General features: G+C 68.5%; 21 protein-coding genes and 3 tRNA genes. 4 read left to right on the top strand and 20 right to left on the bottom strand.

Annotation, left to right across the window (positions count from 1 at the left end; all coding sequences use genetic code 11):
* Positions 1 to 62: 62 nt before the first annotated feature.
* The 10 genes from OG447_RS03950 to OG447_RS03995 form a co-directional block, all read right to left on the bottom strand.
* Positions 63 to 3962: a DNA-directed RNA polymerase subunit beta' gene (locus tag OG447_RS03950; RefSeq protein ID WP_266934885.1), complete on the bottom strand. Its 3900-nt coding sequence runs from the start codon at positions 3960 to 3962 to the stop codon at positions 63 to 65.
* Between the two features lie 97 nt (positions 3963 to 4059).
* Positions 4060 to 7542, bottom strand: a complete 3483-nt coding sequence (gene rpoB, locus OG447_RS03955) for a DNA-directed RNA polymerase subunit beta (RefSeq protein ID WP_266934886.1) — start codon at positions 7540 to 7542, stop codon at positions 4060 to 4062.
* A 595-nt stretch (positions 7543 to 8137) separates the two neighbouring features.
* A complete protein-coding gene (gene rplL / locus OG447_RS03960) occupies positions 8138 to 8518 on the bottom strand; it encodes a 50S ribosomal protein L7/L12 (protein WP_189970642.1) in 381 nt (126 codons plus the stop codon).
* 110 nt (positions 8519 to 8628) lie between these two features.
* The gene (rplJ, locus tag OG447_RS03965) at positions 8629 to 9159 is read right to left on the bottom strand and encodes a 50S ribosomal protein L10 (protein WP_030710304.1); all 531 of its coding nucleotides are present in this window, start codon (positions 9157 to 9159) and stop codon (positions 8629 to 8631) included.
* Between the two features lie 274 nt (positions 9160 to 9433).
* On the bottom strand, positions 9434 to 10327 hold the full coding sequence (locus tag OG447_RS03970; protein WP_266934887.1) for an LppX_LprAFG lipoprotein: 894 nt from the start codon (positions 10325 to 10327) through the stop codon (positions 9434 to 9436).
* Between the two features lie 182 nt (positions 10328 to 10509).
* Positions 10510 to 11238 carry a 50S ribosomal protein L1 gene (gene rplA / locus OG447_RS03975; RefSeq protein ID WP_266934888.1) on the bottom strand — a complete coding sequence of 243 codons (729 nt, stop codon included), beginning with the start codon at positions 11236 to 11238 and terminating at the stop codon, positions 10510 to 10512.
* Between the two features lie 88 nt (positions 11239 to 11326).
* A complete protein-coding gene (gene rplK, locus OG447_RS03980; protein WP_266934889.1) occupies positions 11327 to 11761 on the bottom strand; it encodes a 50S ribosomal protein L11 in 435 nt (144 codons plus the stop codon).
* 193 nt (positions 11762 to 11954) lie between these two features.
* Entirely contained in the window at positions 11955 to 12878 is a 924-nt protein-coding gene (nusG, locus tag OG447_RS03985) for a transcription termination/antitermination protein NusG (RefSeq protein ID WP_266934890.1), read from the bottom strand.
* A gap of 84 nt (positions 12879 to 12962) precedes the next feature.
* The gene (gene secE, locus OG447_RS03990; protein ID WP_030825982.1) at positions 12963 to 13244 is read right to left on the bottom strand and encodes a preprotein translocase subunit SecE; all 282 of its coding nucleotides are present in this window, start codon (positions 13242 to 13244) and stop codon (positions 12963 to 12965) included.
* A 106-nt stretch (positions 13245 to 13350) separates the two neighbouring features.
* Positions 13351 to 13423, bottom strand: a tRNA-Trp gene (locus tag OG447_RS03995).
* A gap of 203 nt (positions 13424 to 13626) precedes the next feature.
* On the opposite strand from OG447_RS03995, the gene OG447_RS04000 reads away from it, so the two are divergent.
* Positions 13627 to 14853 carry a pyridoxal phosphate-dependent aminotransferase gene (locus OG447_RS04000; RefSeq protein ID WP_266934891.1) on the top strand — a complete coding sequence of 409 codons (1227 nt, stop codon included), beginning with the start codon at positions 13627 to 13629 and terminating at the stop codon, positions 14851 to 14853.
* Between the two features lie 316 nt (positions 14854 to 15169).
* Positions 15170 to 16189 carry an adenosine deaminase gene (locus OG447_RS04005; RefSeq protein ID WP_266934892.1) on the top strand — a complete coding sequence of 340 codons (1020 nt, stop codon included), beginning with the start codon at positions 15170 to 15172 and terminating at the stop codon, positions 16187 to 16189.
* Positions 16190 to 16192: 3 nt separating this feature from the next.
* Here OG447_RS04005 and OG447_RS04010 read toward each other — a convergent pair whose 3' ends face one another.
* From OG447_RS04010 to OG447_RS04055, 10 genes are all read right to left on the bottom strand, one after another.
* Positions 16193 to 16609, bottom strand: coding sequence for a hypothetical protein (locus OG447_RS04010; RefSeq protein ID WP_266934893.1), 417 nt, complete (start codon positions 16607 to 16609; stop codon positions 16193 to 16195).
* A gap of 16 nt (positions 16610 to 16625) precedes the next feature.
* The gene (locus tag OG447_RS04015) at positions 16626 to 17741 is read right to left on the bottom strand and encodes a UDP-N-acetylmuramate dehydrogenase (protein WP_266938742.1); all 1116 of its coding nucleotides are present in this window, start codon (positions 17739 to 17741) and stop codon (positions 16626 to 16628) included.
* Positions 17738 to 18136 (bottom strand): DUF3291 domain-containing protein, encoded by a 399-nt coding sequence (locus tag OG447_RS04020; RefSeq protein ID WP_266934894.1) that lies wholly within the window; start codon positions 18134 to 18136, stop codon positions 17738 to 17740. The genes OG447_RS04015 and OG447_RS04020 overlap by 4 nt, the downstream gene beginning before the upstream one ends.
* Before the next feature lie 61 nt (positions 18137 to 18197).
* Positions 18198 to 19691: a DHA2 family efflux MFS transporter permease subunit gene (locus tag OG447_RS04025; protein WP_266934895.1), complete on the bottom strand. Its 1494-nt coding sequence runs from the start codon at positions 19689 to 19691 to the stop codon at positions 18198 to 18200.
* A gap of 144 nt (positions 19692 to 19835) precedes the next feature.
* Positions 19836 to 20459: a TetR/AcrR family transcriptional regulator gene (locus OG447_RS04030; protein ID WP_266934896.1), complete on the bottom strand. Its 624-nt coding sequence runs from the start codon at positions 20457 to 20459 to the stop codon at positions 19836 to 19838.
* A 1120-nt stretch (positions 20460 to 21579) separates the two neighbouring features.
* A complete protein-coding gene (locus OG447_RS04035) occupies positions 21580 to 22008 on the bottom strand; it encodes a MaoC family dehydratase (RefSeq protein ID WP_266934897.1) in 429 nt (142 codons plus the stop codon).
* Position 22009: 1 nt separating this feature from the next.
* Positions 22010 to 22462 (bottom strand): MaoC family dehydratase N-terminal domain-containing protein, encoded by a 453-nt coding sequence (locus OG447_RS04040; protein WP_266934898.1) that lies wholly within the window; start codon positions 22460 to 22462, stop codon positions 22010 to 22012.
* Positions 22463 to 22674: 212 nt separating this feature from the next.
* Complete coding sequence (gene rpmG / locus OG447_RS04045) at positions 22675 to 22839, bottom strand: 50S ribosomal protein L33 (RefSeq protein WP_006604855.1); 165 nt, start codon at positions 22837 to 22839, stop codon at positions 22675 to 22677.
* Between the two features lie 88 nt (positions 22840 to 22927).
* A tRNA-Met gene (locus tag OG447_RS04050) sits at positions 22928 to 23000 on the bottom strand.
* 48 nt (positions 23001 to 23048) lie between these two features.
* A tRNA-Thr gene (locus OG447_RS04055) sits at positions 23049 to 23121 on the bottom strand.
* Between the two features lie 348 nt (positions 23122 to 23469).
* Between OG447_RS04055 and OG447_RS04060 the strand changes: the two genes are divergently transcribed.
* Positions 23470 to 24870, top strand: coding sequence for an amidohydrolase family protein (locus tag OG447_RS04060; RefSeq protein ID WP_266934899.1), 1401 nt, complete (start codon positions 23470 to 23472; stop codon positions 24868 to 24870).
* A gap of 54 nt (positions 24871 to 24924) precedes the next feature.
* Entirely contained in the window at positions 24925 to 25581 is a 657-nt protein-coding gene (locus tag OG447_RS04065; RefSeq protein ID WP_266934900.1) for an SDR family oxidoreductase, read from the top strand.
* Positions 25582 to 25583: the final 2 nt, after the last annotated feature.

Consider the following 25583-nt stretch of genomic DNA (forward strand, 5'->3'; position numbering starts at 1 on the left):
CTGCGGTTACTTCTCTACTGCTTCAGACTCAGCCGTGCAGCGCCATATGACGACTGACTTCGTCAGCCGTTGTAGGGACCGTAGTCGTAGTCCTCCAGCGGGACAGCCTGGCCGGAGCCGGTGCCGAAGGGCGAGTAGTCGATGTCGTCGTAGCCGACGGCCGAGTACATCGCGGCCTTGGCCTCCTCGGTGGGCTCCACCCGGATGTTGCGGTAGCGGGCGAGGCCCGTACCGGCCGGGATGAGCTTACCGATGATGACGTTCTCCTTGAGGCCGATCAGGGAGTCGGACTTGGCGTTGATCGCCGCGTCCGTCAGAACCCTGGTCGTCTCCTGGAAGGACGCCGCCGACAGCCACGACTCGGTCGCGAGCGAGGCCTTGGTGATACCCATCAGCTGCGGACGGCCGGAGGCGGGGTGACCGCCCTCGGTGACCACACGACGGTTCTCGGTCTCGAACTTCGACCGCTCGACCAGCTCGCCCGGCAGGAGCTCCGCGTCGCCGGACTCGATGATCGTCACGCGGCGCAGCATCTGCCGGATGATGATCTCGATGTGCTTGTCGTGGATCGACACGCCCTGCGAGTTGTAGACCTTCTGGACTTCGCCGACCAGGTGGACCTGGACGGCACGCTGGCCGAGGATGCGCAGCACGTCGTGCGGGTTGGTGGCACCCATGGTGAGCTTCTGGCCCACCTCGACGTGGTCGCCCTCGTGCACGATGACCTTGGCGCGCTTCGAGATCGGGAACGCCGTCTCGTCGCTGCCGTCGTCGGGCGTGATGACGATCTTCTTCGTCTTCTCGGTCTCCTCGATCCGCACGCGGCCGGCGGCCTCGGAGATCGGGGCGACACCCTTCGGGGTACGGGCCTCGAAGAGCTCGACGACACGCGGCAGACCCTGCGTGATGTCGTCACCGGCCACACCACCGGTGTGGAAGGTACGCATCGTCAGCTGGGTACCGGGCTCACCGATGGACTGGGCGGCGATGATGCCGACCGCCTCACCGATGTCGACCAGCTTGCCGGTGGCGAGCGAGCGTCCGTAGCAGAAGGCACAGGTGCCGACCGCGGACTCACAGGTCAGGACCGAGCGGGTCTTGACCTCCTCGACGCCGTTGGCGACCAGGGCGTCGATGAGCACGTCACCGAGGTCGACGTTGGCCGGCGCGATGACCTTGCCGTCGATGACGACGTCCTCGGCCAGCATGCGGGCGTAGATCGAGGTCTCGACGTCGTCGGCCTTGCGCAGCACGCCGTCCTCGCCGCGAACGGCGATCTTCAGCTTCAGGCCGCGCTCGGTGCCGCAGTCCTCCTCGCGGATGATCACGTCCTGCGAGACGTCCACCAGACGACGGGTCAGGTAACCCGAGTCGGCGGTACGCAGGGCGGTGTCCGCCAGACCCTTACGGGCACCGTGCGTGGAGATGAAGTACTCCAGAACGGTGAGGCCCTCACGGAAGGACGCCTTGATCGGACGCGGGATGGTCTCGTTCTTCGCGTTCGACACCAGACCACGCATACCGGCGATCTGTCGCATCTGCATCATGTTTCCTCGGGCACCCGAGTCAACCATCATGAAGATGGGGTTCGTCTTGGGGAAGTTCGCGTTCATCGCCTCGGCAACCTCGTTGGTCGCCTTGGTCCAGATCGCGATGAGCTCCTGCGTGCGCTCGTCCTTGGTGATCAGACCGCGCTCGTACTGCTTCTGGACCTTCTCGTCCAGCTCCTCGTAGCCCTTGACGATGGCCTTCTTGGCCTCGGGCACGACGACGTCGGAGATGGCCACGGTGACGCCCGAACGGGTCGCCCAGTGGAAGCCGGCCGCCTTCAGGTTGTCGAGCGTCGCCGCCACGATGACCTTGGGGTAGCGCTCCGCCAGGTCGTTGACGATCTCGGAGAGCTGCTTCTTGCCCACCGAGTAGTCGACGAACGGGTAGTCCTCGGGCAGCAGCTCGTTGAAGAGCGCGCGGCCCAGGGTGGTGCGCAGACGGAAGCTGTCGCCCGGCTGGAACTCCTGCTCGCCCTCTTCGGCGACCGGCGGCACCCAGCCACGCGGCGGGATGGTGCCCACCGGGAAGCGGATGTCGACGGCCGACTGGAGCGCGAGCTCGCCGTTGTCGAACGCCATGGTCGCCTCGGCCGTGGAGCCGAACGCGCGGCCCTCGCCCTTGGTGTCACGGAGCTCACCGTCGGTGGTCAGGAAGAACAGACCGAGGACCATGTCCTGGGTCGGCATCGTGACCGGACGGCCGTCGGCCGGCTTCAGGATGTTGTTCGAGGACAGCATCAGGATGCGGGCCTCGGCCTGCGCCTCCGCGGAGAGCGGCAGGTGCACGGCCATCTGGTCACCGTCGAAGTCCGCGTTGAACGCGGTGCAGACGAGCGGGTGGATCTGGATGGCCTTGCCTTCGACCAGCTGGGGCTCGAAGGCCTGGATGCCGAGGCGGTGCAGCGTGGGCGCACGGTTCAGGAGAACCGGGTGCTCGGCGATGACCTCTTCGAGCACGTCGTAGACGACCGTGCGGCCGCGCTCGACCATGCGCTTCGCCGACTTGATGTTCTGCGCGTGGTTCAGGTCCACCAGGCGCTTCATCACGAACGGCTTGAAGAGCTCCAGCGCCATGGCCTTGGGCAGACCGCACTGGTGCAGCTTCAGCTGCGGACCGACGACGATCACGGAACGCGCGGAGTAGTCCACGCGCTTACCGAGAAGGTTCTGACGGAATCGACCCTGCTTGCCCTTGAGCATGTCGCTCAGGGACTTCAGCGGACGGTTACCGGGACCGGTCACCGGACGACCACGACGACCGTTGTCGAAGAGGGCGTCCACGGCCTCCTGAAGCATGCGCTTCTCGTTGTTCACGATGATCTCGGGGGCACCGAGGTCGAGGAGACGCTTCAGACGGTTGTTGCGGTTGATCACGCGGCGGTACAGGTCGTTCAGGTCGGAGGTCGCGAAGCGGCCACCGTCCAGCTGCACCATCGGACGCAGGTCCGGCGGGATCACCGGCACGCAGTCCAGAACCATGCCCTTGGGCTTGTTGCTGGTCTGCAGGAACGCGGAGACGACCTTGAGGCGCTTGAGCGCACGGGTCTTCTTCTGGCCCTTGCCGGTACGGATGATCTCGCGGAGGCGCTCGGCCTCTTCCTCGAGGTCGAAGGACTCCAGGCGCTTCTGCAGCGCGGCGGCGCCCATGCAGCCGTCGAAGTACGTGCCGAAGCGGTCACGCAGCTCGCGGTACAGGAGCTCGTCGCCCTCAAGGTCCTGGACCTTGAGGTTCTTGAAGCGGGCCCACACCTCGTCGAGGCGGTCGATCTCGCGCTGCGCGCGGTCACGGAGCTGCTTCATCTCGCGCTCGGCACCTTCGCGCACCTTGCGGCGTACGTCGGCCTTCGCGCCCTCGGCCTCGAGCTCGGCCAGGTCGGTCTCGAGCTTCTTGGCACGGCCTTCGAGGTCCGCGTCACGGCGGTTCTCGATCTGCTGGCGCTCGACGGAGACGTGCGCCTCCAGCGACGGGAGGTCGCGGGTGCGGCGCTCGTCGTCCACGAACGTGATCATGTACGCGGCGAAGTAGATGACCTTCTCGAGGTCCTTCGGCGCGAGGTCCAGCAGGTAGCCCAGGCGCGACGGGACGCCCTTGAAGTACCAGATGTGGGTGACGGGAGCGGCAAGCTCGATGTGGCCCATCCGCTCACGGCGCACCTTGGCGCGCGTGACTTCGACGCCACAGCGCTCACAGATGATGCCCTTGAAGCGGACACGCTTGTACTTGCCGCAGTAGCACTCCCAGTCCCGGGTAGGACCGAAGATCTTCTCGCAGAAGAGTCCGTCCTTCTCGGGCTTGAGGGTGCGGTAGTTGATGGTCTCCGGCTTCTTGACCTCGCCGTGCGACCAGGTTCGGATGTCGTCCGCGGTGGCAAGGCCGATCCGCAGCTCGTCGAAGAAGTTGACGTCGAGCACTGTGCGTCAATCCCTCTTTCGGGGTCGAGTCTCAATCATGGTCTGAACGGTCCCGGGGATGACGGGGGGCTCTTGAGCGAGCCCCCCGTCAGGCCCGTCAGACCTCTTCGACGCTGCTCGGCTCTCGCCGGGACAGGTCGATACCGAGCTCCTCCGCCGCGCGGAAGACGTCCTCGTCGGTGTCGCGCATCTCGATGGACATGCCGTCCGAGGACAGCACCTCCACGTTGAGGCAGAGCGACTGCATTTCCTTGATGAGCACCTTGAAGGACTCGGGAATGCCCGGCTCGGGGATGTTCTCGCCCTTGACGATGGCCTCGTAGACCTTCACGCGGCCGGTGACGTCGTCGGACTTGATGGTCAGCAGCTCCTGGAGGGCGTAAGCGGCGCCATAAGCCTCGAGCGCCCACACCTCCATCTCACCGAAGCGCTGGCCACCGAACTGCGCCTTACCACCCAGCGGCTGCTGCGTGATCATCGAGTACGGACCGGTCGACCGAGCGTGGAGCTTGTCGTCGACCAGGTGGTGGAGCTTGAGGATGTACATGTACCCGATCGAGATCGGGTCCGGGAACGGCTCACCGGAGCGGCCGTCGAACAGACGCGCCTTGCCGGACGACTGGACCAGGCGGTCGCCGTCGCGGTTCGGGATGGTGTGATCGAACAGGCCGGCGAGTTCGTCCTCGCGGGCACCGTCGAACACGGGGGTGGCGACGTTGGTACCGGGCGCGACCTTGTCGGCACCGATGACCTTCAGACGCTCGGCCCACTCCTCGCCGAGGCCGGAGACGTCCCATCCGCGGCTGGCGAGCCAGCCGAGGTGGATCTCCAGGACCTGTCCCGGGTTCATTCGGGACGGGACACCCAGCGGGTTCAGGATGATGTCGACCGGCGTGCCGTCCTCAAGGAAGGGCATGTCCTCGATCGGAAGGATCTTGGAGATGACACCCTTGTTGCCGTGGCGGCCGGCGAGCTTGTCACCGTCGGTGATCTTGCGCTTCTGGGCGACGTAGACGCGGACCAGCTGGTTCACGCCCGGAGGAAGCTCGTCGCCCTCCTCGCGGTCGAAGACGCGGACACCGATGACCTTGCCGATCTCACCGTGAGGGACCTTGAGCGAGGTGTCACGCACCTCGCGGGCCTTCTCACCGAAGATCGCGCGGAGCAGGCGCTCCTCCGGGGTCAGCTCGGTCTCACCCTTGGGCGTGACCTTGCCGACCAGGATGTCGCCGGCGACGACGTCCGCACCGATGCGGATGATGCCGCGCTCGTCGAGGTCCGCGAGGACCTCCTCGGAGACGTTCGGGATGTCCCGGGTGATCTCCTCGGGGCCCAGCTTGGTGTCACGGGCATCGACCTCGTGCTCCTCGATGTGGATCGAGGAGAGGACGTCGTCCTGCACGAGGCGCTGCGACAGGATGATCGCGTCCTCGTAGTTGTGACCCTCCCACGGCATGAACGCGACGAGCAGGTTCTTGCCGAGGGCCATTTCGCCCTCTTCGGTCGCGGGACCGTCGGCGAGGACCTGGGACTCGGTGATCCGGTCGCCCTCGTTGACGATGACCTTCTGGTTGACCGAGGTGCCCTGGTTCGAGCGGGAGAACTTCGCGACGCGGTACGTGGTGTACGTGCCGTCGTCGTTGGCGACGGTGATGTAGTCGGCCGAGACCTCCTGGACGACACCGTCCTTCTCCGCACGGATCGAGTCACCGGCGTCGACCGCACAGCGGTACTCCATGCCGGTGCCGACGAGCGGCGCCTCCGCCTTGATCAGCGGAACGGCCTGGCGCATCATGTTCGCGCCCATGAGGGCACGGTTGGCGTCGTCGTGCTCCAGGAAGGGGATCATCGCGGTCGCGACGGACACCATCTGGCGCGGGGAGACGTCCATGTAGTCGACGTCGTCGCCGGCGATGTAGTCGATCTCGCCGCCACGACGGCGCACCAGCACGCGGTTCTCGGTGAAGCGCATGTCCTCGGACAGGCCGGCGTTGGCCTGGGCGATGACGAAGCGGTCTTCCTCGTCGGCCGTCAGGTAGTCGACCTCGTCGGTGACGACGCCGTCGATGACCTTGCGGTACGGGGTCTCCACGAAGCCGAACGCGTTGACGCGGCCGTAGGAGGCGAGCGAGCCGATCAGACCGATGTTCGGGCCTTCAGGGGTCTCGATCGGGCACATGCGGCCGTAGTGCGACGGGTGAACGTCACGGACCTCGAAGCCGGCCCGCTCACGGGACAGACCGCCGGGGCCCAGCGCCGACAGGCGGCGCTTGTGGGTCAGGCCCGAGAGCGGGTTGTTCTGGTCCATGAACTGCGACAGCTGGCTGGTGCCGAAGAACTCCTTGATGGAGGCGACGACCGGCCGGATGTTGATCAGGGTCTGCGGCGTGATCGCCTCGACGTCCTGGGTCGTCATGCGCTCGCGGACGACGCGCTCCATACGAGCCAGACCCGTGCGGACCTGGTTCTGGATGAGCTCGCCGACGTTGCGCAGACGACGGTTGCCGAAGTGGTCGATGTCATCGGTCTCGACCACGATCGAACGGCCGGACTCGCCGGTCGTCTCGGTCTCGCCGGCGTGCAGCTTGACCAGGTACTTGATCGTCGCGATGACGTCGTCGGTGGTGAGCACACCGGCGTCGAGCGGCTCGTCGGCGCCGAGCTTCTTGTTCACCTTGTAGCGGCCGACCTTGGCGAGGTCGTAGCGCTTCGGGTTGAAGTAGAGGTTCTCGAGCAGCGTCTGAGCGGCCTCGCGGGTCGGCGGTTCGCCCGGACGCAGCTTGCGGTAGATGTCGAGCAGCGCGTCGTCCTGGCCCTGGGTGTGGTCCTTCTCCAGGGTGGCGCGCATGGACTCGTACTCGCCGAACTCCTCGAGGATCTGCTCGGTGGTCCAGCCGAGAGCCTTCAGGAGGACGGTGACGGACTGCTTGCGCTTGCGGTCGATGCGGACACCGACCATGTCGCGCTTGTCGATCTCCATCTCCAGCCAGGCACCCCGGGACGGGATGATCTTGGCGGCGAAGATGTCCTTGTCGGACGTCTTGTCGATGGAGGAGTCGAAGTAGACACCAGGGGAGCGGACAAGCTGCGACACGACGACACGCTCGGTGCCGTTGATGACGAAGGTGCCCTTGTTGGTCATGAGCGGGAAATCGCCCATGAAGACCGTCTGAGACTTGATCTCTCCGGTCTCGTTGTTCGTGAACTCGGCTGTGACGAACAGCGGCGCCGCGTACGTGAAGTCGCGGTCCTTGCACTCGTCGACAGAGTTCTTCGCCGGCTCGAAACGGTGGTCGCGGAAGGTCAGCGACATCGACCCGGAGAAGTCCTCGATCGGCGAGATCTCCTCGAAGATCTCTTCCAGACCGGACTTGGTGGGGACGTCCTGTCCACTCTCAAGCGCCGACTCGACGCGAGACTTCCAGGCAGCATTGCCGAGCAGCCAGTCAAAGCTCTCGGTCTGCAGCGCCAGGAGGTTCGGAACCTCGAGGGGCTCCTTGATCTTTGCAAAGGAGATGCGCAGCGGGGCGGTGCTGGCACCGTTGTTCGTATTGGTCGAGGCGTTGCGCGAGGCGGCCAAGAGGGGGTCCTTCCGAGGGCTCGGACTCACTACGCGCGTACCGGTCCCAGCCGACACAGAAGACAGGTTCTCCCCATCTGGCCAAAATGCCAGGTCAGGGCGATCAATCAGGTGTGCTCAAGCGTGGGCATGCCCCTGGCGACGGGCAGGGGGCAGCTAACAGGCAGCGCAAAGGGTCAGTGTAGCCACTCGGCTCACTGATGTCCAGACCAGGTTTCCGGAAACCGGCAACAGGCCTTCCCCAGGTCGTTCAAACCAACACCGTGTTCAACCAACACTGCTTTCAACGCTTCGGCCCTCGTACACAGAGCGCGTATCAGTACTGCCCTCTTCGTAGCCGATCCATGCCTCGTATCCCGGATCGAGCTGGTCGAGCTGATCGAGCTGGTGACGGGTCTGAGAATTGCGCGCCGCGTCCCGTTCGTCAAGGCCCCCTGCTCCGTGCGGATCATCTTGGGACCCGGCCGCGGAGCAACGATGATCACCCTACTCCCCAACGAGACCAGGGCAAGTCAGGCACTGCGGATACGCCAAAGGGCGACCACCCTTACGGGTGATCGCCCTTGGCCGAGGCCTCAGAGAGGCCTCAGAGGTGTTACTTGACCTCGACAGCCGCGCCGGCAGCCTTGAGGGACTCGGCAGCCTTGTCAGCGGCCTCCTTGGCGACCTTCTCGAGGACCGGCTTCGGAGCGCCGTCCACGAGGTCCTTGGCCTCCTTCAGACCCAGGGAGGTCAGCTCGCGCACGACCTTGATGACCTGGATCTTCTTGTCGCCGGCACCGGTGAGGATGACGTCGAACTCGTCCTGCTCCTCAGCGGCCTCAGCGGCAACCGGGGCACCCGGACCGGCAACGGCGACGGCCGCAGCGGCGGTGACGTCGAACTTCTCCTCGAAGGCCTTCACGAACTCAGAGAGCTCGATGAGGGTCATCTCCTCGAACTGGGCGAGGAGGTCGTCCTGAGAGAGCTTCGCCATGATGGGCGATCCTTCCACTAATTCGGCAGGTGCCGGATGTATATAGAGGCGGGCGTAACGGCCCGCTACGACCCACGCACTAGGCGGCGTGGATCAGTGCGCGAGCCGAATTACTCGGCACCGCCCTGCTCGGCGAGCTTGACGCGAAGCGCTTCCGCGGTGCGGACGAACTTCGACGGCAGCGCCTGGAAGAGCGAGGCAGCCTGAGACTGCTTGCCCTTGAACGCGCCGGCCAGCTTGCTGAGCAGAACCTCGCGGGACTCGAGGTCCGCAAGCTTCTTGATCTCATCGGCGGTGAGCGCCTTACCATCAAGGACACCCGCCTTGATGATGAGGTTCGGGTTGTCCTTGGCGAAGTCACGCAGGCTCTTCGCCGACTCCACCGGGTCACCGGTGATGAAGGCGACCGCGGTCGGACCAGCGAAGTGCTCGTCCAGCGCGGTGATCCCGGCCTGGTTGGCCGCAATCTTGGTCAGCGTGTTCTTCACCACGGCGTACTGGGCGTTCTCACCGAGCGAACGACGCAGCGTCTTGAGCTGCGCGACGGTGAGACCCCGGTACTCGGTCAGCACGGCGGCGTTCGAGCTCTGGAACTGGTCCGTGAGCTCGGCTACCGCGGCAGCCTTGTCGGGCCTTGCCATAGAGCGTCGGCCTCCTTCCGGGTGATGAGGACCGCTCAGAAGGGGCTGAACAAAACGAAACGCCCCGGCGCAAGCGCACGGGGCGTAAGCTCGACCGAATCACTCCGGGAGCGTGTCCACGAACACCTGCGCAGGACGTCCGCATTCAGCGGATCCTTCGGCCGCCATGCTCTTTCGAGCAAGGCAACGACCAGCGGTCTTTGGCTTCTCGGGAAGCGTACGTGAAGGGGTCGAGCCAAGGCAAATCGCCTCGGGAGCGAGGTGCGCGGGACGGTCAGCCGGTGCCCTCGCCCTTGCCGTCCATCATCGCGGCGAGGTCCACGACCTGGTCGGCCGGCGGAGCGGTGACCTCGACCGGCTTGTTGATGTCCAGGAACTTGATGGCGACGTCCATCGGGCCGGACGTGCCCTGGCCACGGGTGCGGAACTGCTTGGTCTGGTCGGCTTCGTCGATCCAGATGTCCATGGCCAGTTCCTTGACGCCCTGGTCCTCCAGCGCCTTCAGGTTCTTCTCGTGGCGCGCCTTGGCCTCGGGCGTGGAGGCGGTGCTCTGGGCCTTCAGCTGGTCCAGCGTGACGGTGCCGGTCAGGTGCGTGGTCTTCTGGCCGTCGACGGTCTCCTCGCCGACCGTCTTCAGGTCCTTGGCCGTGCTCAGGTCGCTCGCCTTGTCACCCGGGTTCTCGCCCTGCTGGCCCCCCAGCGCATCCAGCTGCTTGGCCTCTTCCGGGGCCAGGGTCTTCATGTCGAACTTCATCCACTTGCTCCCGCTGCCCAGGTAGAGGGCGCCGTCGAGCAGACGGATCTCGATTTTCTGACCCGGCGCCTCGGGCGCGGCCATCGTCATGGACATCGCCACGGTCGGCTTCAGGCGCATGGCGGCCTCGCCGGAGATGCTCTGCCCCGCGGCCGTGCCGGACATGGCGTAGCGCAGCGAGGTGATCTCCTCGGACTTCTTCTTCGTCTTCTCCAGGAACGCGGCCGGCGTGACCGCCACCGGCGTCTCCGCGACCGGGGTCTGCGTGGCTGGCGTCTGCGCGGCCTTGGACGGCGCCGAAGCGGCCCCGTTGTCCTTCTTCGCGTCCTTGCCGTCCTGGCACGCCGTGGCCCCGCCCACGAGCAGTACGGCGGCCAGCGCCGCACCGACGGTCTTCCTGCGATATGCAGACATGGAGGTCCCCACCCCTTGTGTGATCGTTACTTGGGCTCGACTTTACGTTCACCCGCCGATCGAACACGCGTCCTTTATTGCCCCCCCGCACCCTTTTGTGGCGTGGAACACGGAAGCGGGCCCCCCACCGCCCGTGAAGGGTGGTGGAGGGCCCGCTCAGCCGTGCAGTGAGCCGGTCAGGCTCAGACCGCGGCCGGGTCTTCCTCGACGAGGAGGTTCCGGGTGCGGTTCTGGTCCAGCAGGATGCCGGGGCCCATCGTGGTGCTCAGGGCGGCCTTCTTGATGTAGCGGCCCTTCGCGGCGGACGGCTTCAGACGAAGGATCTCGTCCAGGGCCGCACCGTAGTTCTCGACCAGCTGCTCATCGGAGAAGGAGACCTTGCCGATGATGAAGTGCAGGTTCGAGTGCTTGTCGACGCGGAACTCGATCTTGCCACCCTTGATCTCGGTGACAGCCTTCGCGACGTCCATCGTGACGGTGCCGGTCTTCGGGTTCGGCATGAGGCCACGGGGACCGAGCACGCGGCCGAGGCGGCCGACCTTGCCCATGAGGTCCGGCGTGGCCACAACGGCGTCGAACTCGTTCAGGCGGTTGCCCTTGGCGATCTCGTTGATCAGTTCGTCGTCGCCGACAATGTCGGCGCCTGCGGCTTCCGCGGCCGCAGCACGGTCACCGGTCGCGAAGACCAGGACCCGGGCGGTCTTGCCGGTGCCGTGCGGGAGGTTCACGGTGCCGCGCACCATCTGGTCGGCCTTGCGCGGGTCGACACCCAGGCGGAAGGCGATCTCGACGGTGCTGTCGAACTTGGTCGCGGAGGTCTCCTTGGCGAGACGGACGGCCTCGAGCGGGGCGTACAGCTTCTCCCGGTCGACCTTGGCGTCCGCAGCGCGGAGAGTCTTGCTGCGCTTCACTTCTGCTCCTGTGTTTTGGCTTCAGGCATGGAGTCGTGGTGCGGACCAGCGCTTGGCCCTACCACTGGTGGTGCTGGGGGTGGCTGGATCAGCCTTCGACCGTGACGCCCATCGAACGCGCGGTGCCGGCGATGATCTTCATCGCGGCGTCGACGTCGTTGGCGTTCAGGTCGGGCATCTTCAGCTCGGCGATCTCGCGGACCTGGGCGCCGGTGAGCTTGGCGACCTTGGTCTTGTGCGGCTCGCCGGAGCCCTTCTCGATGCCCGCGGCCTTCAGGATGAGGCGCGCGGCCGGCGGAGTCTTGGTGATGAAGGTGAAGGAGCGGTCGTCGTAGACCGTGATCTCCACCGGCACGACCATGCCACGCTGCGACTCGGTCGCGGCGTTGTAGGCCTTGCAGAACTCCATGATGTTGACGCCGTGCTGACCGAGCGCGGGGCCGACCGGCGGAGCCGGGTTGGCCGCACCGGCCTTGATCTGGAGCTTGATGAGCCCCGTGATCTTCTTCTTCTTGGGAGGCATTGCTCTCTCCGGGTCCTAGTGAGAGTTTTCAGCCGCCGATCCGGTCATCCGGATGGAGGCATACCGCACCACGATAACGGGTATCTGTACGGGGCTAAAAACCGAGCAGGTCAGACCGCCCGCGAGGGGCGACCTGACCTGTCCGGAAGCTGTGGCTCAGAGGCCGTGACTCACGCGAAGTGGATCAGCGCGGTCAGTTCTTCTGGATCTGGTCGAAGCTCAGCTCGACCGGGGTCTCGCGGCCGAAGATCTCGACGAGGCCCTTGACCTTCTTCGAGTCCGGGTTGATCTCGTTGATCGTCGCCTGGAGCGTCGCGAACGGGCCGTCGGTGACGGTGACCGAGTCGCCGACCTCGAAGTCGAGGACCTCGATCGTGCGCTTGACGGCGGGCGCCGGCAGACCAGCGGCCTCCGCGGCGGCCTTCTCGGCCTTCTCCTTGGCCTCCGGGGCGAGCATCTTGACGATCTCGTCCAGCGTCAGCGGGTACGGGTCGTACGCGTTGCCGACGAAGCCGGTGACGCCAGGCGTGTTGCGGACGACACCCCAGGACTCGTTCGTCAGATCCATGCGGACGAGAACGTAACCGGGCAGCTTGTTCTGCCGGACGTTCTTGCGCTCGCCGTTCTTGATCTGGACGATCTCTTCCTCGGGCACCTCGGCCTGGTAGATGAACTCCTCGACGTTCAGCGAGACGGCGCGCTGCTCCAGGTTGGCCTTCACGCGCTTCTCGTAGCCGGCGTAGGTGTGGATCACGTACCACTCGCCGGGCAGGAGGCGCAGTTCGTCGCGCAGGGCCTGGATGGGGTCGACGGGCTCGGCGGGCTCGGCCTCGGCGGCTTCGGCGGCCTCCGTGTCGGCCTCGGCCGCCACGTCGCCCTCTGCCTCGACCTCGTCCTCGACGATGTCGGCAGCCTCTTCGACCTCGGCGTCGTCCTCAGCCTCGGCGTCGACCTCGCCCTCGACGTGCAGCGCGGCCTCCTCGGCGGCGACACCCGCCTTGGCGTCGGCGTGCTCGGCCTCGTCGGGGTCCACAGCGTCTGCCGCCTCGACGATGTCGAGCTCGTCCTCGACGGACTCGACGGAGTCGTGGCTCGCGTTCAGGTTCGGGTCAGACACGGTGGCTGCTTCTTCCTGGATACAAAAGGTGGTGGAACATGCGAAAACGGGCGGCACCCATCAAGGGGCCGCCCTCCGCGGGGATCAGCCGAAGACGAACTTGATGGCTTCCTGGAACCCATAGTCAATCACGGTCACCAGACCGATCATGATGACCACGAAGACAATCACCACGGTGGTGTACGTCGTGAGCTGGTTGCGAGTGGGCCATACAACCTTGCGGAGTTCCGCGACGATCTGGCGGTAGAAAAGCGCGAGCCGGCCCAGAGGACCCTTCTTGCCGCGCTTGCCGCCCTTGCGGGCCTTCTTCTCGCGAGTTTCGTCCTCGGCGTCAGGCATGTCGATGGAGCCCAGGGCGTCCGTCACGTCTCTCACCTGAATCCGGGTCGTGGCCGTACCGCGCCCGGTTGCGCCGCACGGCGTTGCATCGAAGTACGTACCTGCGCACACACATCCGAGAAGGAGTGTGGAGCAGGGCCGGAGGGACTCGAACCCCCAACCGCTGGTTTTGGAGACCAGTGCTCTACCAATTGAGCTACGACCCTTTGCGTCCCCCAACCTACCGCATCCAAGCGAGTGCACGGAGTGCTCGCGCTTTGGGCGGCTGCTGAGGTCCAACGACAGGTGAGTGTACGTGAACCGGGCCCTGACGTCGAACAGAACCCGACCTGACATGCTCCGGCAAGGCTGTGGTCCGGTACCTGAAACAGCGTGCCGCTCGTCTACGGCGTCTGGGACGATTGGCCGCATGACCTCTGAAACGCCTTCCACCGAGCGCCGCGTCTCCGCCCGTATCGGCGCCATCTCCGAGTCCGCCACCCTCGCCATCGACGCCAAGGCCAAGGCGCTCAAGGCCGCCGGGCGCCCGGTGATCGGCTTCGCCGCGGGCGAGCCCGACTTCCCGACCCCGGACTACATCGTCGAGGCCGCGGTCGAGGCCTGCCGCAACCCGAAGTTCCACCGCTACACGCCGGCCGGCGGTCTCCCGGAGCTGAAGGCCGCGATCGCCGCGAAGACCCTGCGCGACTCCGGCTACGAGGTCGAGGCGTCGCAGATCCTGGTGACCAACGGCGGCAAGCAGGCGATCTACGAGGCCTTCGCGGCCGTCCTGGACCCGGGTGACGAGGTCATCGTCCCGGCTCCGTACTGGACCACGTACCCCGAGTCGATCCGCCTCGCCGGCGGCGTCCCGGTCGAGGTCGTCGCCGACGAGACCACCGGCTACCGGGTCTCCGTCGAGCAGCTGGAGGCCGCCCGTACCGAGCGCACGAAGGTCGTCCTCTTCGTCTCCCCGTCCAACCCGACGGGCGCCGTCTACAGCGAGGCCGACTCGCGCGCGATCGGCGAGTGGGCCGCCGAGCACGGCCTGTGGGTCATGACGGACGAGATCTACGAGCACCTGGTCTACGGCGACGCGACCTTCACCTCGCTGCCGGTGCTGGTCCCCGCCCTGCGCGACAAGTGCATCGTCGTCAACGGCGTCGCCAAGACGTACGCGATGACGGGCTGGCGCGTGGGCTGGGTCATCGCCCCGCAGGACGTCATCAAGGCCGCGACCAACCTCCAGTCGCACGCCACCTCCAACGTCTCCAACGTGGCGCAGGTCGCCGCGCTGGCCGCCGTCTCGGGCAACCTGGACGCCGTCGCGGAGATGCGCAAGGCCTTCGACCGCCGCCGCCAGACCATGGTCAAGATGCTCAACGAGATCGACGGCGTGGTCTGCCCGGTCCCCGAGGGCGCCTTCTACGCGTACCCCTCGGTCAAGGCGCTCCTCGGCAAGGAGATCCGCGGCAAGCGCCCGCAGAGCTCGATCGAGCTCGCCGCGCTGATCCTGGACGAGGCCGAGGTCGCGGTCGTCCCGGGCGAGGCCTTCGGCACCCCCGGCTACCTGCGCCTCTCGTACGCCCTGGGCGACGAGGACCTGGTGGAGGGCGTCTCCCGCGTCCAGAAGCTCCTGGCCGAGGCCAAGGCCTAAAGCCGGCCCGGTCCCAGCCACAGAACGGCGGGGCGGGAGTCGAATTCGACTCCCGCCCCGCCGTTTCTGAGTTCGGGCCAGCGCCCGATCGGGGAAAACCCCGGCTGGTCAGCCTGCCGTACGGCAGGATCACCAGGTGACTCCTCCACCCGTGAGCGGGTGGCTTCTCACTTGGCTCCGTAGAGCCTCATGACGGCCAAGCCCTGACCGCTGCCCGAGGGTAGGGCCGCAATGTACTACGCCGCTTCGCGGCTTCGAGGGCAAAGGATGACTTTCGTCCCCGCCTGAAGGGCGGGGTTCGCACACAAGGAGAGGGATGGAGCACGCACGCGATCTCACGCTTCTGCCGAAAGCCCACCTGCACCTGCACTTCACCGGGTCGATGCGCCCCTCGACCCTGCTCGAGCTCGCCGACAAGTACGGTGTGCGGCTGCCCGACGCGCTGACCGCCGGGGAGCCCCCCAAGCTGCGGGCCACCGACGAACGCGGCTGGTTCCGCTTCCAGCGGCTCTACGACGCCGCCCGCTCCTGCCTGCGCGAGCCCGACGACATCCGGCGGCTCGTCCGCGAGGCCGCGGAGGAGGACGTACGGGACGGCAGCGGCTGGCTGGAGATCCAGGTGGATCCCACCTCCTACGCCCCCCTCCTCGGCGGGATGATCCCCGCCGTCGAGATCATCCTGGACGCCGTGGACAGCGCCTCCCGGGAGACCGGGCTCGGGATACGGGTCCTCATCGCCGCGAACCGCATGAAGCACCCCCTCGACGCCCGCACCCTGGCCCGCCTCGCCGTGCGCTACGCCGACCGCGGCGTCGTCGGCTTCGGACTCTCCAACGACGAGCGCCGCGGCATGGCCCGCGACTTCGACCGGGCCTTCGCGATCGCCCGCGAGGGCGGCCTCCTCGCGGCCCCGCACGGCGGCGAGCTCACCGGCCCGTCCTCGGTCCGCGACTGCCTCGACGACCTGCACGCCGCCCGCATCGGGCACGGCGTGCGCGCCGCCGAGGACCCCCGGCTGCTCAAGCGGCTCGCCGACCGGCAGATCACCTGCGAGGTCTGCCCGGCGTCGAACGTCGCCCTCGGGGTGTACGAGCGGCCCGAGGACGTGCCGCTGCGCACGCTCTTCGAGGCCGGGGTGCCGATGGCGCTGGGCGCGGACGACCCGCTGCTGTTCGGGTCCCGGCTGGCGGCCCAGTACGAGATCGCCCGCACCCACCACGGCTTCACGGACGCGGAGCTCGCGGAGCTGGCCCGGCAGTCGGTGCGCGGTTCGGCCGCGCCGGAGGACGTGCAGGCCAAGCTGCTGGCCGGGATCGGCCACTGGCTCACCGGGTGAGCGTCAGCGGGTGAGCCTGAGGTCGCCCTCGTAGCAGTCGGCGCGCACCCGTCCGCCGTCGGGGAAGCCGATCTCCAGGTGGGTTCGGCCCTGTTCGGGCAGGGCGTACTCGGCCACGGAGGCGATGGTCTCGCCGAGGTGGCGCAGGAAGGGGTGGTCGCCGAGGTCCTCGCCGACCTCGATGCGGCCCCACTCCCCCAGGTCGTACGGCTCGTGCGGCGCGGCGGACTCCACGATGAGGCACTGGTCCGACCCGGTGGTGATCCGGATGGAGTCGCCGACGCTGTCGATCAGCCAGACGTCGAGCGGGGCCTCGGAGCGCTCACCCTCGCTGACGTGCCAGGACGCGACGACTCTGCTGAGCGTGCGACCCACGAGGCGGGTGGGGTCCGTACCGGCCCCGTGGAGGGGACAGAGCATGGGCGGCCGGGGCTCCTCAGATGCTGACGCCGACCGTCACCGGCTCATTGACCAGGGTGACGCCGAAGGCCGCGTGGACACCCGCGACGACCTCGCGGGCCAGGGCGAGGAGGTCCTCGGTGGTGGCCTCGCCGCGGTTGGTGAGGGCGAGGGTGTGCTTGGTGGAGATGCGTGCGGGGCCGGTGCCGTAGCCCTTGGTGAAACCGGCCTTGTCGATCAGCCAGGCCGCGCTGGTCTTCGTACGGCCCTCGCCCGCGGGGTAGCCGGGCGGGGCGGTCTCGGGGCCGAGGCGGTCCTGGACGCGGGCGAGGAAGGCGGCGTAGGCCTCGTCGGTCAGGATCGGGTTGTGGAAGAAGGAGCCGGCCGACCAGGTGTCGTGGTCGGCGGGGTCGAGCACCATGCCCTTGCCCGCGCGCAGGCGCAGCACGGTCTCGCGGGCGGTGGCGGCCGGAACCCGGTCGCCCGGCCCGACGCCGAGGGCGCGGGCGGTCTCGGGGTACTTGATCGGCGCGGAGAGGCCGCCGGCGTCCTCCAGGGCGAAGCGCACGCGCAGGACGACGTACCGCTCGGGCTGGTCCTTGAAGGTGCTGTTGCGGTACCGGAAGTCGCACTCGGCGGCGGTCAGCGTGACCGTCTCGCGGCGGGTGCGGTCGTAGGCGACGACCTCGGTGATGGTGTCGCAGACCTCCTGGCCGTACGCACCGACGTTCTGGATCGGGGTGGCACCGGCGGATCCGGGGATCCCTGCGAGGCACTCGATCCCGGCGAGGCCGGCCTCGACGGTGCGGGCGACGGCGTCGCTCCAGTTCTCGCCTGCGGCGAGCTCCAGGGCGGCGCCGTCGAGGACGAAACCGGTGGTGGCGATGCGCAGGGCGGTGCCGTCGAAGCCCTTGTCGCCGATGACCAGGTTGCTGCCGCCGCCGATGACCAGGAGCGGAGTACCGCTCTCGTCCGCGGCGCGCACGGCGGCGACGACCTCGGCGTCGGTGGTCGCGGTGACCAGACGGGCAGCGGGGCCACCGAGGCGGAAGGTGGTCAGCGGGGCGAGGGGGGCGTCGTGGAGTTCCTGCACGTGGACAAGAGTACGGTCCGTACCCCTCGCATCCCTGCGGGGCCACGGACCGCGGCTCAGTAGGCCCTCTTCTCCTCGGCCAGGCGCCGCTCGGCCTCGGCCCAGGTGACCGGGAGCCCGGCGGCGGGCACGGTCCAGAAGGTGAAGGCCGACTCCTTCATGTACGCGCTGGCCGTGCGGGAGCTGGCGCGGTGCGGCTCGCTGCGGGCGAAGCGGTACAGCGCGTCGCGGTCCTCCCAGGCGGAGAGGGTGAGGAAGGTCCGGCTGAAGACGCGGGCCCGGAGGGCGACACCGTGGGCGCCGGGGGCCTTGCGGATCTGGCCGAGGATGCCGGGGGCCTTGAGGAAGAACCTGACGGCGCCGGCGAGGGTCGCCGTCTCGAAGCGGGAGGCCATGACGTAGACCTCGGCGTCGGGGGCGGCCTGCGTGGGGGTGAACCAGGGGATGTCGGGCATGACGAGCACTCCTTCGGCAATGGTGGATCGCTGGTGCGGTGTACGGGTCAGGGTGCGCGGGTCAGCCGACCGCGGGCACCTTCTGCGGGGCCACGGGCGGCTGTGGCGCCAGGACCGGCTCGGCCTGCTCGGCCTGCTCGGCCTGCTCGGCGACGACGGCTCCGGGGCCCTTCGCCTTGCGCGGCAGCAGCAGCGCCAGCCCGGCGGCCAGGGCGACCGCGACGGCGCCGATCCACAGGGCGGGGACGGTGCCGTCGGTGAAGGCCTGCGGGGACTCGTAGCCGCCCTGGGCGGAGAAGACGGAGGCCAGGACGGCGACACCGAGGGCGCCGCCGACCTCCCGCATGGCGTTGTTGGTCCCGGAGGCCTTGCCCTGGTCGGCGGGGGCCACCGTGGACATCAGGGCGTTGGAGGCGGGGGCGAAGTACAGGCCCATCCCGATACCGCTGATGATCAGCGGCGCGAGCTGGGCGGCGTACGAGACGTCCGCGCTCAGGATCACCGCGAACCAGCCGAGGCCGAGGGCCTGGAGGGCGAGCCCGGCGGCGACGACCGGGCGGCCGCCGATCCGGTCGGAGAGGATCCCGGCGATCGGCGCGACGATCATCGGCATGCCGGTCCAGGGGAGCATGCGCAGCCCGGCCTCGGTGGGCGAGTAGCCGGCGACGCCCTGGAGGAACTGGCTGAGCAGGAAGATCGAGCCGAACATGCCCAGGAACATCAACAGGCCGGCCAGGTTGATCCCGAGGAAGCCGCGGTTGCGGAAGAGCCGCATGGGGAGCATGGGGTTGGCGCTCTTGAAGCCGTGGTGGACGAAGCCGCCGACCAGGGCGGCGCCGACGGTCAGGCCGGTGAGGACGGGGGCGCTGGTCCAGCCCTCGGCGTTGGCGTTGACCAGGGCGTAGACGATGCCGAAGAGGCCGCCGCTGATGAGCAGGGTGCCGGGGAGGTCCAGGCGGGAGCCGGGGGCGGTGGACTCGGCGAGGCGCAGCCGGGCGAGCGGTATCAGGGCGAGGCCGATCGGGACGTTGAGCCAGAAGATCCACTGCCAGGAGATGTGCTCGGTGAGGCTGCCGCCGATGAGGGGGCCGCTGGCGACGGCGAGGCCGGTGACGGCCCCGTAGATGCCGAGGGCCATGCCGCGCCGGGCCGCGGGGACGGCGGTGATGAGCAGGGTGAGGGTGAGCGGCATCATGACCGCGGCGCCTACGCCCTGGACGGCGCGGGCGGCGATGAGCGCGTCGATGCCGGGCGAGAGGGCGGCTGCGGCGGAGGCGCCGGTGAAGACGGCGAGCCCGGCGATGAAGAGCCGGCGGCGCCCGAAACGGTCACCGAGGGCGGCGCCGAACATGAGGAGGACGGCGAAGGTGAGCGTGTAGGCGTTCACCGTCCACTCCAGGTCCTCCAGCCTGCCTCCGAGGTCCGCTCGGATGGCGGGGAGGGCGGTGGTGACGACGAGGTTGTCGAGTGCGGCCATGAAGCTGGCGACGCCGGTGAGCACGAGGGCCCACACGGCCGGCCCGCGGAGCTTGGTGTCCTGGTCTTGCGTGTTCACGATTCCCCCTGAGGGCGGTTAGTTATTGATGACTAACTTTCGTGGGCAGAGAAACGCGCTGCGCTGGAACGGGGTGGGGCTGGGGCGGGGGCGGGGCGGAGTGGGCCGGGACGGGTGGCGGCAACGGCCGCCACCCGGGCGGGATCACCCCTCGCCGGCCCCGACGCCGTCCGCCGCGGGACCGCCGCCGGACGACGGACCGGCCCCCGCCTCCGGGCTGGGCTGAACCGCGGCGTAGCAGCCCTCCCAGACCCGGTGCTCGGGCGGGAAGCCCATGGCGGCGAGGGTGTTGATCAGCATCCCGTAGGCCATGAAGGTCGTGGTCGCGTCCGCGTCCGCCCCGAGGGGCACGTGAACGGTGTCCCAGAGCTCCATCCAGGCGGCCCGCACCATCTCGCCGAACGCAGGCTCCCCGGCGGCTTCGGCGGCGGCGACGGTCACGTAGGTCTGGAGCTGCATCTGCAGCTTGTCGGGGTGGTCGGCGATCAGCTGGATGTACGCCTCCCCCATGACCTTGAAGGGGTCACCGCCCTGCAGATCCTTGGCGGCTTCCTCGAAGACGAGCCGGATGTCCGCCATACAGCGGGCGACGGCGGCAAGGAAGATCGCCTGCTTGTTGGGAAAGAGCCGGAAGAGGTACGGCTGCGAAACCCCCACCCGCTTGGCGATCGCCTCGGTGGAGGTCCCGTAGTAACCCCCACGCGCGAACTCATGCATCGCCGCCCGAATGACGCTCTCGCGCCGCTCATCTGCGCTCATCCTTGCCATGGCACTAAGTTAGTGCGTAATCACTAACTAGGTCAAGGGGTGGGGGGGTTCGGGGGTGGGGTTCAGGGGGGTGGGGGCGGGGGCGCGTCAGATCGCTACACACTCCTACCGAATGGCGTCCGCAGACCGCCTGTGGCTGGGCGTAAGCCGCCACAGATCGCTACACACGTCTCCCGGAAGGCGTCTGCCGGTCACCTGTGGCCGGACATAAGCCGCCCACGATCAGTCACCCGTCTCCCGGCCGGCGTCAGCGGGTAGTTTGTCCCTATTTGCTGGCCGGTTGGGGTGCGGATGACGTCCAGTCGGAGTGAGAGGCCGAGAAATCCGGCATCAGACTCCGTCAGGGCGCATTTCTCCTTCCGGACGGCCAATTCGACCCCCTGGCGGCCGGCAGGCACCCCTTCGCACTTCCAGCCGTCCGGTCATGGGCGCTTGTGTCCATCTCGTGCTGGGCTCATCGACGCCCACTCACCTCAGGCACCCACCAGACCGGCGGCGGTCCATGTCCAGCCACAGACGGGCTGCAGTCGCCGGGCCGGGAGCAGCGCCTCGCGATTGGTGGCGGCTTGCGCTCATCCCACACTCGGCTGGTCGACGCCGGCTCACCTCAGGCACCCACCGGACCGATGGCGGCCTATGTCCAGCCACAGACGGGTGGCAGACGCTGAGAAATGAGACGCATGTAGCGATCTGACGCGCCCCCGCTCCCGCCGGGAGCCCTGATCAGGGTCTCGCTCCAACAGGCCGCTGCACCCAGCCCGCCCATCCCTGGCCGCCCCGTATATGGATCGGTCCCCGGTAACCGTCTTTTTGGGGGCTTCCCGACAGTCCTGTCTTTCCGGGGGCGGGACGGGCGGTCAAGGGTGGCCGCAGGCCATCGCGAAGCGACGCGACCGAAGGGAGCGCCCTTGAGGGGCCGGCCCGACACGGCAAGACGATAGGACTGACGGGAAACCCCCAAACCATCCCTGATCAGGCCCCGCAGGCACATGCCCCCGAAGCCACCGCCCCGCAAGGCACCCCGCCGAGCCAGCTCACCCCACCCCGCCCGAGCCGCCCCGCACAAGCCGACCCGGCCAGCCAGCCCCCCGCCCGGCCGCCCTCGCGGCCGGGCCGCGTCTTAGGCCAGGGCTACCACTGCGCGGGACATGCCCAGGACCTTCTGGCCCGCGCTCATGGCCGTCAGGTCGACCCGTACGCGTTTGTCGTCCAGCTTGGCCGCGACCTTGGCAGTGACCTCGATCAGGCCGCCCCGGTCGTCGTTCGGGACCACCACGGGCTTGGTGAAGCGCACCCCGTACTCGACCAGCGCGCCCGGGTCGCCGACCCAGTCGGTGACCACGCGGATCGCCTCGGCCATGGTGAACATGCCGTGCGCGATGACGTCCGGCAGGCCCACCTCCTTGGCGAACTTCTCGTTCCAGTGGATCGGGTTGAAGTCACCCGAGGCCCCGGCGTACTGCACGAGCGTGGCGCGCGTCACGGGGAAGGACGCCGCCGGGAGCTCGGTGCCGACCTCGACGTCGGCGTACTTGATCTGCGCTGCCATGTCAGGCCTCCTCGGGGGCGCGGGAGACGAGCTTCGTCCACGCCGTCACCACGTGCTCGCCGGTCTCGTCGTGGACCTCGCCGCGGATGTCGATGATGTCGTTGCCCGCCATGGACTTCACGGCCTCGATGGTGGAGACCACCGAGAGCCGGTCACCAGCGCGCACCGGGCGGGAGTAGGCGAACTTCTGGTCGCCGTGCACCACGCGGCTGTAGTCCAGCCCCAGCTGCGGGTCGGCGACCACCTGGCCGGCCGCCGCGAAAGTGATGGCGAACACAAAGGTCGGCGGTGCGATCACGTCCAGGTGGCCGAACGCCTTGGCGGCCTCGGGGTCGGTGTAGACGGGATTCGCGTCACCCACAGCAACCGCGAATTCGCGGATCTTCTCCCGGCCGACCTCGTACGGATCGGTGGGCGGGTAGCTCCGCCCCACGAAGGACTGGTCGAGCGCCATGACTCACTACCTCCTGGTGAAGGGACATGAAAGACACGAAGTCAGATACATCACGTCAGGTACAGCGGAAGATACAAAAGCGGGTGCAATGACAACCGCAAGGCCCCGAACAACCGCGAAGCCCGGGGGCCGGGCACAGAAACGACACAAGGCCGCCCCCCAATGAAGGGGACGACCTCATGACGGTGCCTGTATACGAGACTTCGCTAGGGTCAGCGGGTCTCGCGGTGCGCGGTGTGCGAGTTGCAACGCGGGCAGTGCTTCTTCATCTCAAGACGGTCCGGGTCGTTACGCCGGTTCTTCTTGGTGATGTAGTTCCGCTCCTTGCACTCCACGCAGGCCAGCGTGATCTTCGGGCGGACGTCGGTGGCAGCCACGTGAGTGCTCCTTGACGGACTATAGGACGGATGAACGCATAAAAGAGTAGCCGATCGGGAGACCGACCCCGCAATCGGCTACTGTGTGTAGCGGCGACCGGACTTGAACCGGTGACACAGCGATTATGAGCCGCTTGCTCTACCGACTGAGCTACGCCGCTTTGATGTGATCAGCTCCCCACCCGAGGGTGGGGAACCTCTCTCACCAGAGCCCCAATGCGGAATCGAACCGCAGACCTTCTCCTTACCATGGAGACGCTCTACCGACTGAGCTATTGGGGCGAGCGATGAAGACATTACACGGTTGCCTACCGATCGCCCAAATCCTTTGCGGGAGCAGGCCTCCGAGGGGGTTCGCAAGGCTTTCTCGATCGGCCCGCCGACCACTCCAGGACGAGTTCTCGGCCAGATTGTGTGCGAGCTCACACCCGGGGCGCGGCAGCCGGCGTCCTCGGAGCACGGGGCGCACCCGGGCGCGCCGAGGCGCACGGGCACCACACCGGTACGACTATTGCGCTCTTCCGTGAAGCGGGGTGCGCCGCACCCTAGGCTCTGAGCACGCTGCGTGATCTTGGGCCGCGGGCCACGGCCAAGGCCCAGGAACCGCCCGAGCCACCGCAGGAGCGCGCGATGTCCGACAGCCAGCCGCAGCAGCCGTCCCACTCCCCTCGTAGCGGCCACGGCGAGGGCGGCGCCCACGGACCCGCGAACGGCCCTTCCGGCAGCCCGTCCCCCGGCTCCGGCCCCGGCTCCGGCGCGTCCCGCACCCCTTCCCGCGGCCACGGCCACGGCCCGACCCGCCTGCGCGGGTTCGGCAACGCGGCCGCCGCCGAGGCCACCACCCTGCTGCTCGCCGGGGCGCGGCTGACCGACGGCCGGACCGTCGACGTCCGTCTCAGCGGCGGCCGGATCCAGGCCGTCGGCACCGCGGGCAGCCTCCCTGCCCCCGCCCTGTCCCGGGTGGACCTCGGCGGCTACCTGCTGCTCCCCGCCCCCGCCGAGCCCCACGCCCACGGGGACACCGCCCTGACCGCGGACGGGGAGGGGCCCGTCTCGTACACCCCGGACGAGGTCCAGCGCCGGGCCACCGAGGCGGCGCTGCTCCAGCTGGGCCACGGCGCCACCGCCGTGCGCTCCCACGTGCGGATCGGCGACGTGCACGGCCTCGGCCCCATGGAGGCCGTGCTCCAGGCCCGCCGCTCGCTGCGCGGGCTGACCGACCTCACCACGGTGGCTGTGCCCCGGCTGCTGACGGGGGCGGCGGGCGCGGACGGGCTGGCCATGCTGCGGGACGCGGTCAAGATGGGCGCCTCGGTGATCGGCGGCTGCCCCGACCTGGACCCCGACCCGACGGGCTTCCTCGAAGCCGTCCTGGAACTGGCCGCCGAGCACGGCTGCCCGGTGGACCTGCACACGGACGGTGACGATCCGGGCCGCCTGTCCCGCCTCGCGGCGATGGCCGGCGGCCTGCGCCCCGGGGTGACCATCGGCCCGTGCGGCGGCCTGTCGCGGCTCCCGCTGGACGTGGCGGCCCGCGTCGCCGACCAGCTGGCCGCGGCGGGGGTACGGGTGACCTGCCTGCCCCAGGGCGACTGTGCGGCCCTGGAGCGGCGCGGCCTGCGCACCGCGCCCGTACGACTGCTGCGGGCCGCCGGGGTGCGGGTGTCGGCCGGGAGCGGGGCGCTGCGGGACGCGGGCAACCCGGTCGGCCGCGGCGACCCGCTGGAGGCCGCGTACCTGCTGGCCTCCCAGGGCGGGCTGCGGGCGGGCGAGGCGTACGAGTCGGTGAGCGCCGCCGCCCGTGAGGCCATGGGCCTGCCGGAGGTGCGGGTGGAGGCCGGTTTCCCGGCGGAGCTGCTCGCCGTGCGCGGGGACCGGATCGCGGCCGTGCTGTCCCTCGCGTACAGCAGGATCGTGATCCACCGAGGGCGCGTGGTAGCCAGGACGAGTGCCGTACGTGAGTACTGCGACTCGGCGGTGGCGGTGGCCCTGGACCTGCCCCGGCAGGGCCGTACGGAGGCCGGACCCTGAAGGTTCGCCGTCCGTTCGCGGGCGTGGGCGCCCGGCTCGTCGTACGGTCGGGTCATGCGCATCGTCATCGCGGGTGGACACGGTCAGATCGCGCTGCGGCTGGAGCGGTTGCTCGCCGCGCGCGGGTACGAGGTCGCGGGCATCATCCGCGACCCCCTACAGGGCGACGCCCTGAGGGAGGCGGGTGCCGAGCCGGTGCTGTGCGATCTGGAGTCGGCCTCGGTGGAACACGTGGCCGGCATCCTGCACGGCGCGGACGTGGCGGTGTTCGCCGCCGGCGCGGGACCCGGCAGCGGCATCGGGCGGAAGGACACCGTGGACCGCGGTGCGGCGGTGCTCTTCGCCGATGCCGCCGAACGGGCCCGCGTCCGGCGCTTCCTGATGGTCTCTTCCATGGGTGCGGATGCCCGGCACGACGGTGACGAAGTCTTCGACGTCTACCTGCGGGCCAAGGGCGAGGCCGACGACCACGTCCGCACCCGGCTGGGCCTGGAGTGGACGGTGCTGCGCCCGGGTTCGCTGACCGATGACGCCGGTCAGGGCCTGGTCCGGCTGGAGGCGCACACGGGCCGCGGCTCGGTCCCGCGCGACGACGTGGCGGCGGTGCTGGCCGAGCTCGTCGACACCCCGGCTACCGCGGGCCTGACCCTGGAGCTGATCTCCGGCTCCACGCCGGTGTCGGTGGCCGTCAAGGACATGGCGGGCAATTGACG

Source organism: Streptomyces sp. NBC_01408, from assembly GCF_026340255.1.
Classification (GTDB): Bacteria; Actinomycetota; Actinomycetes; order Streptomycetales; family Streptomycetaceae; genus Streptomyces.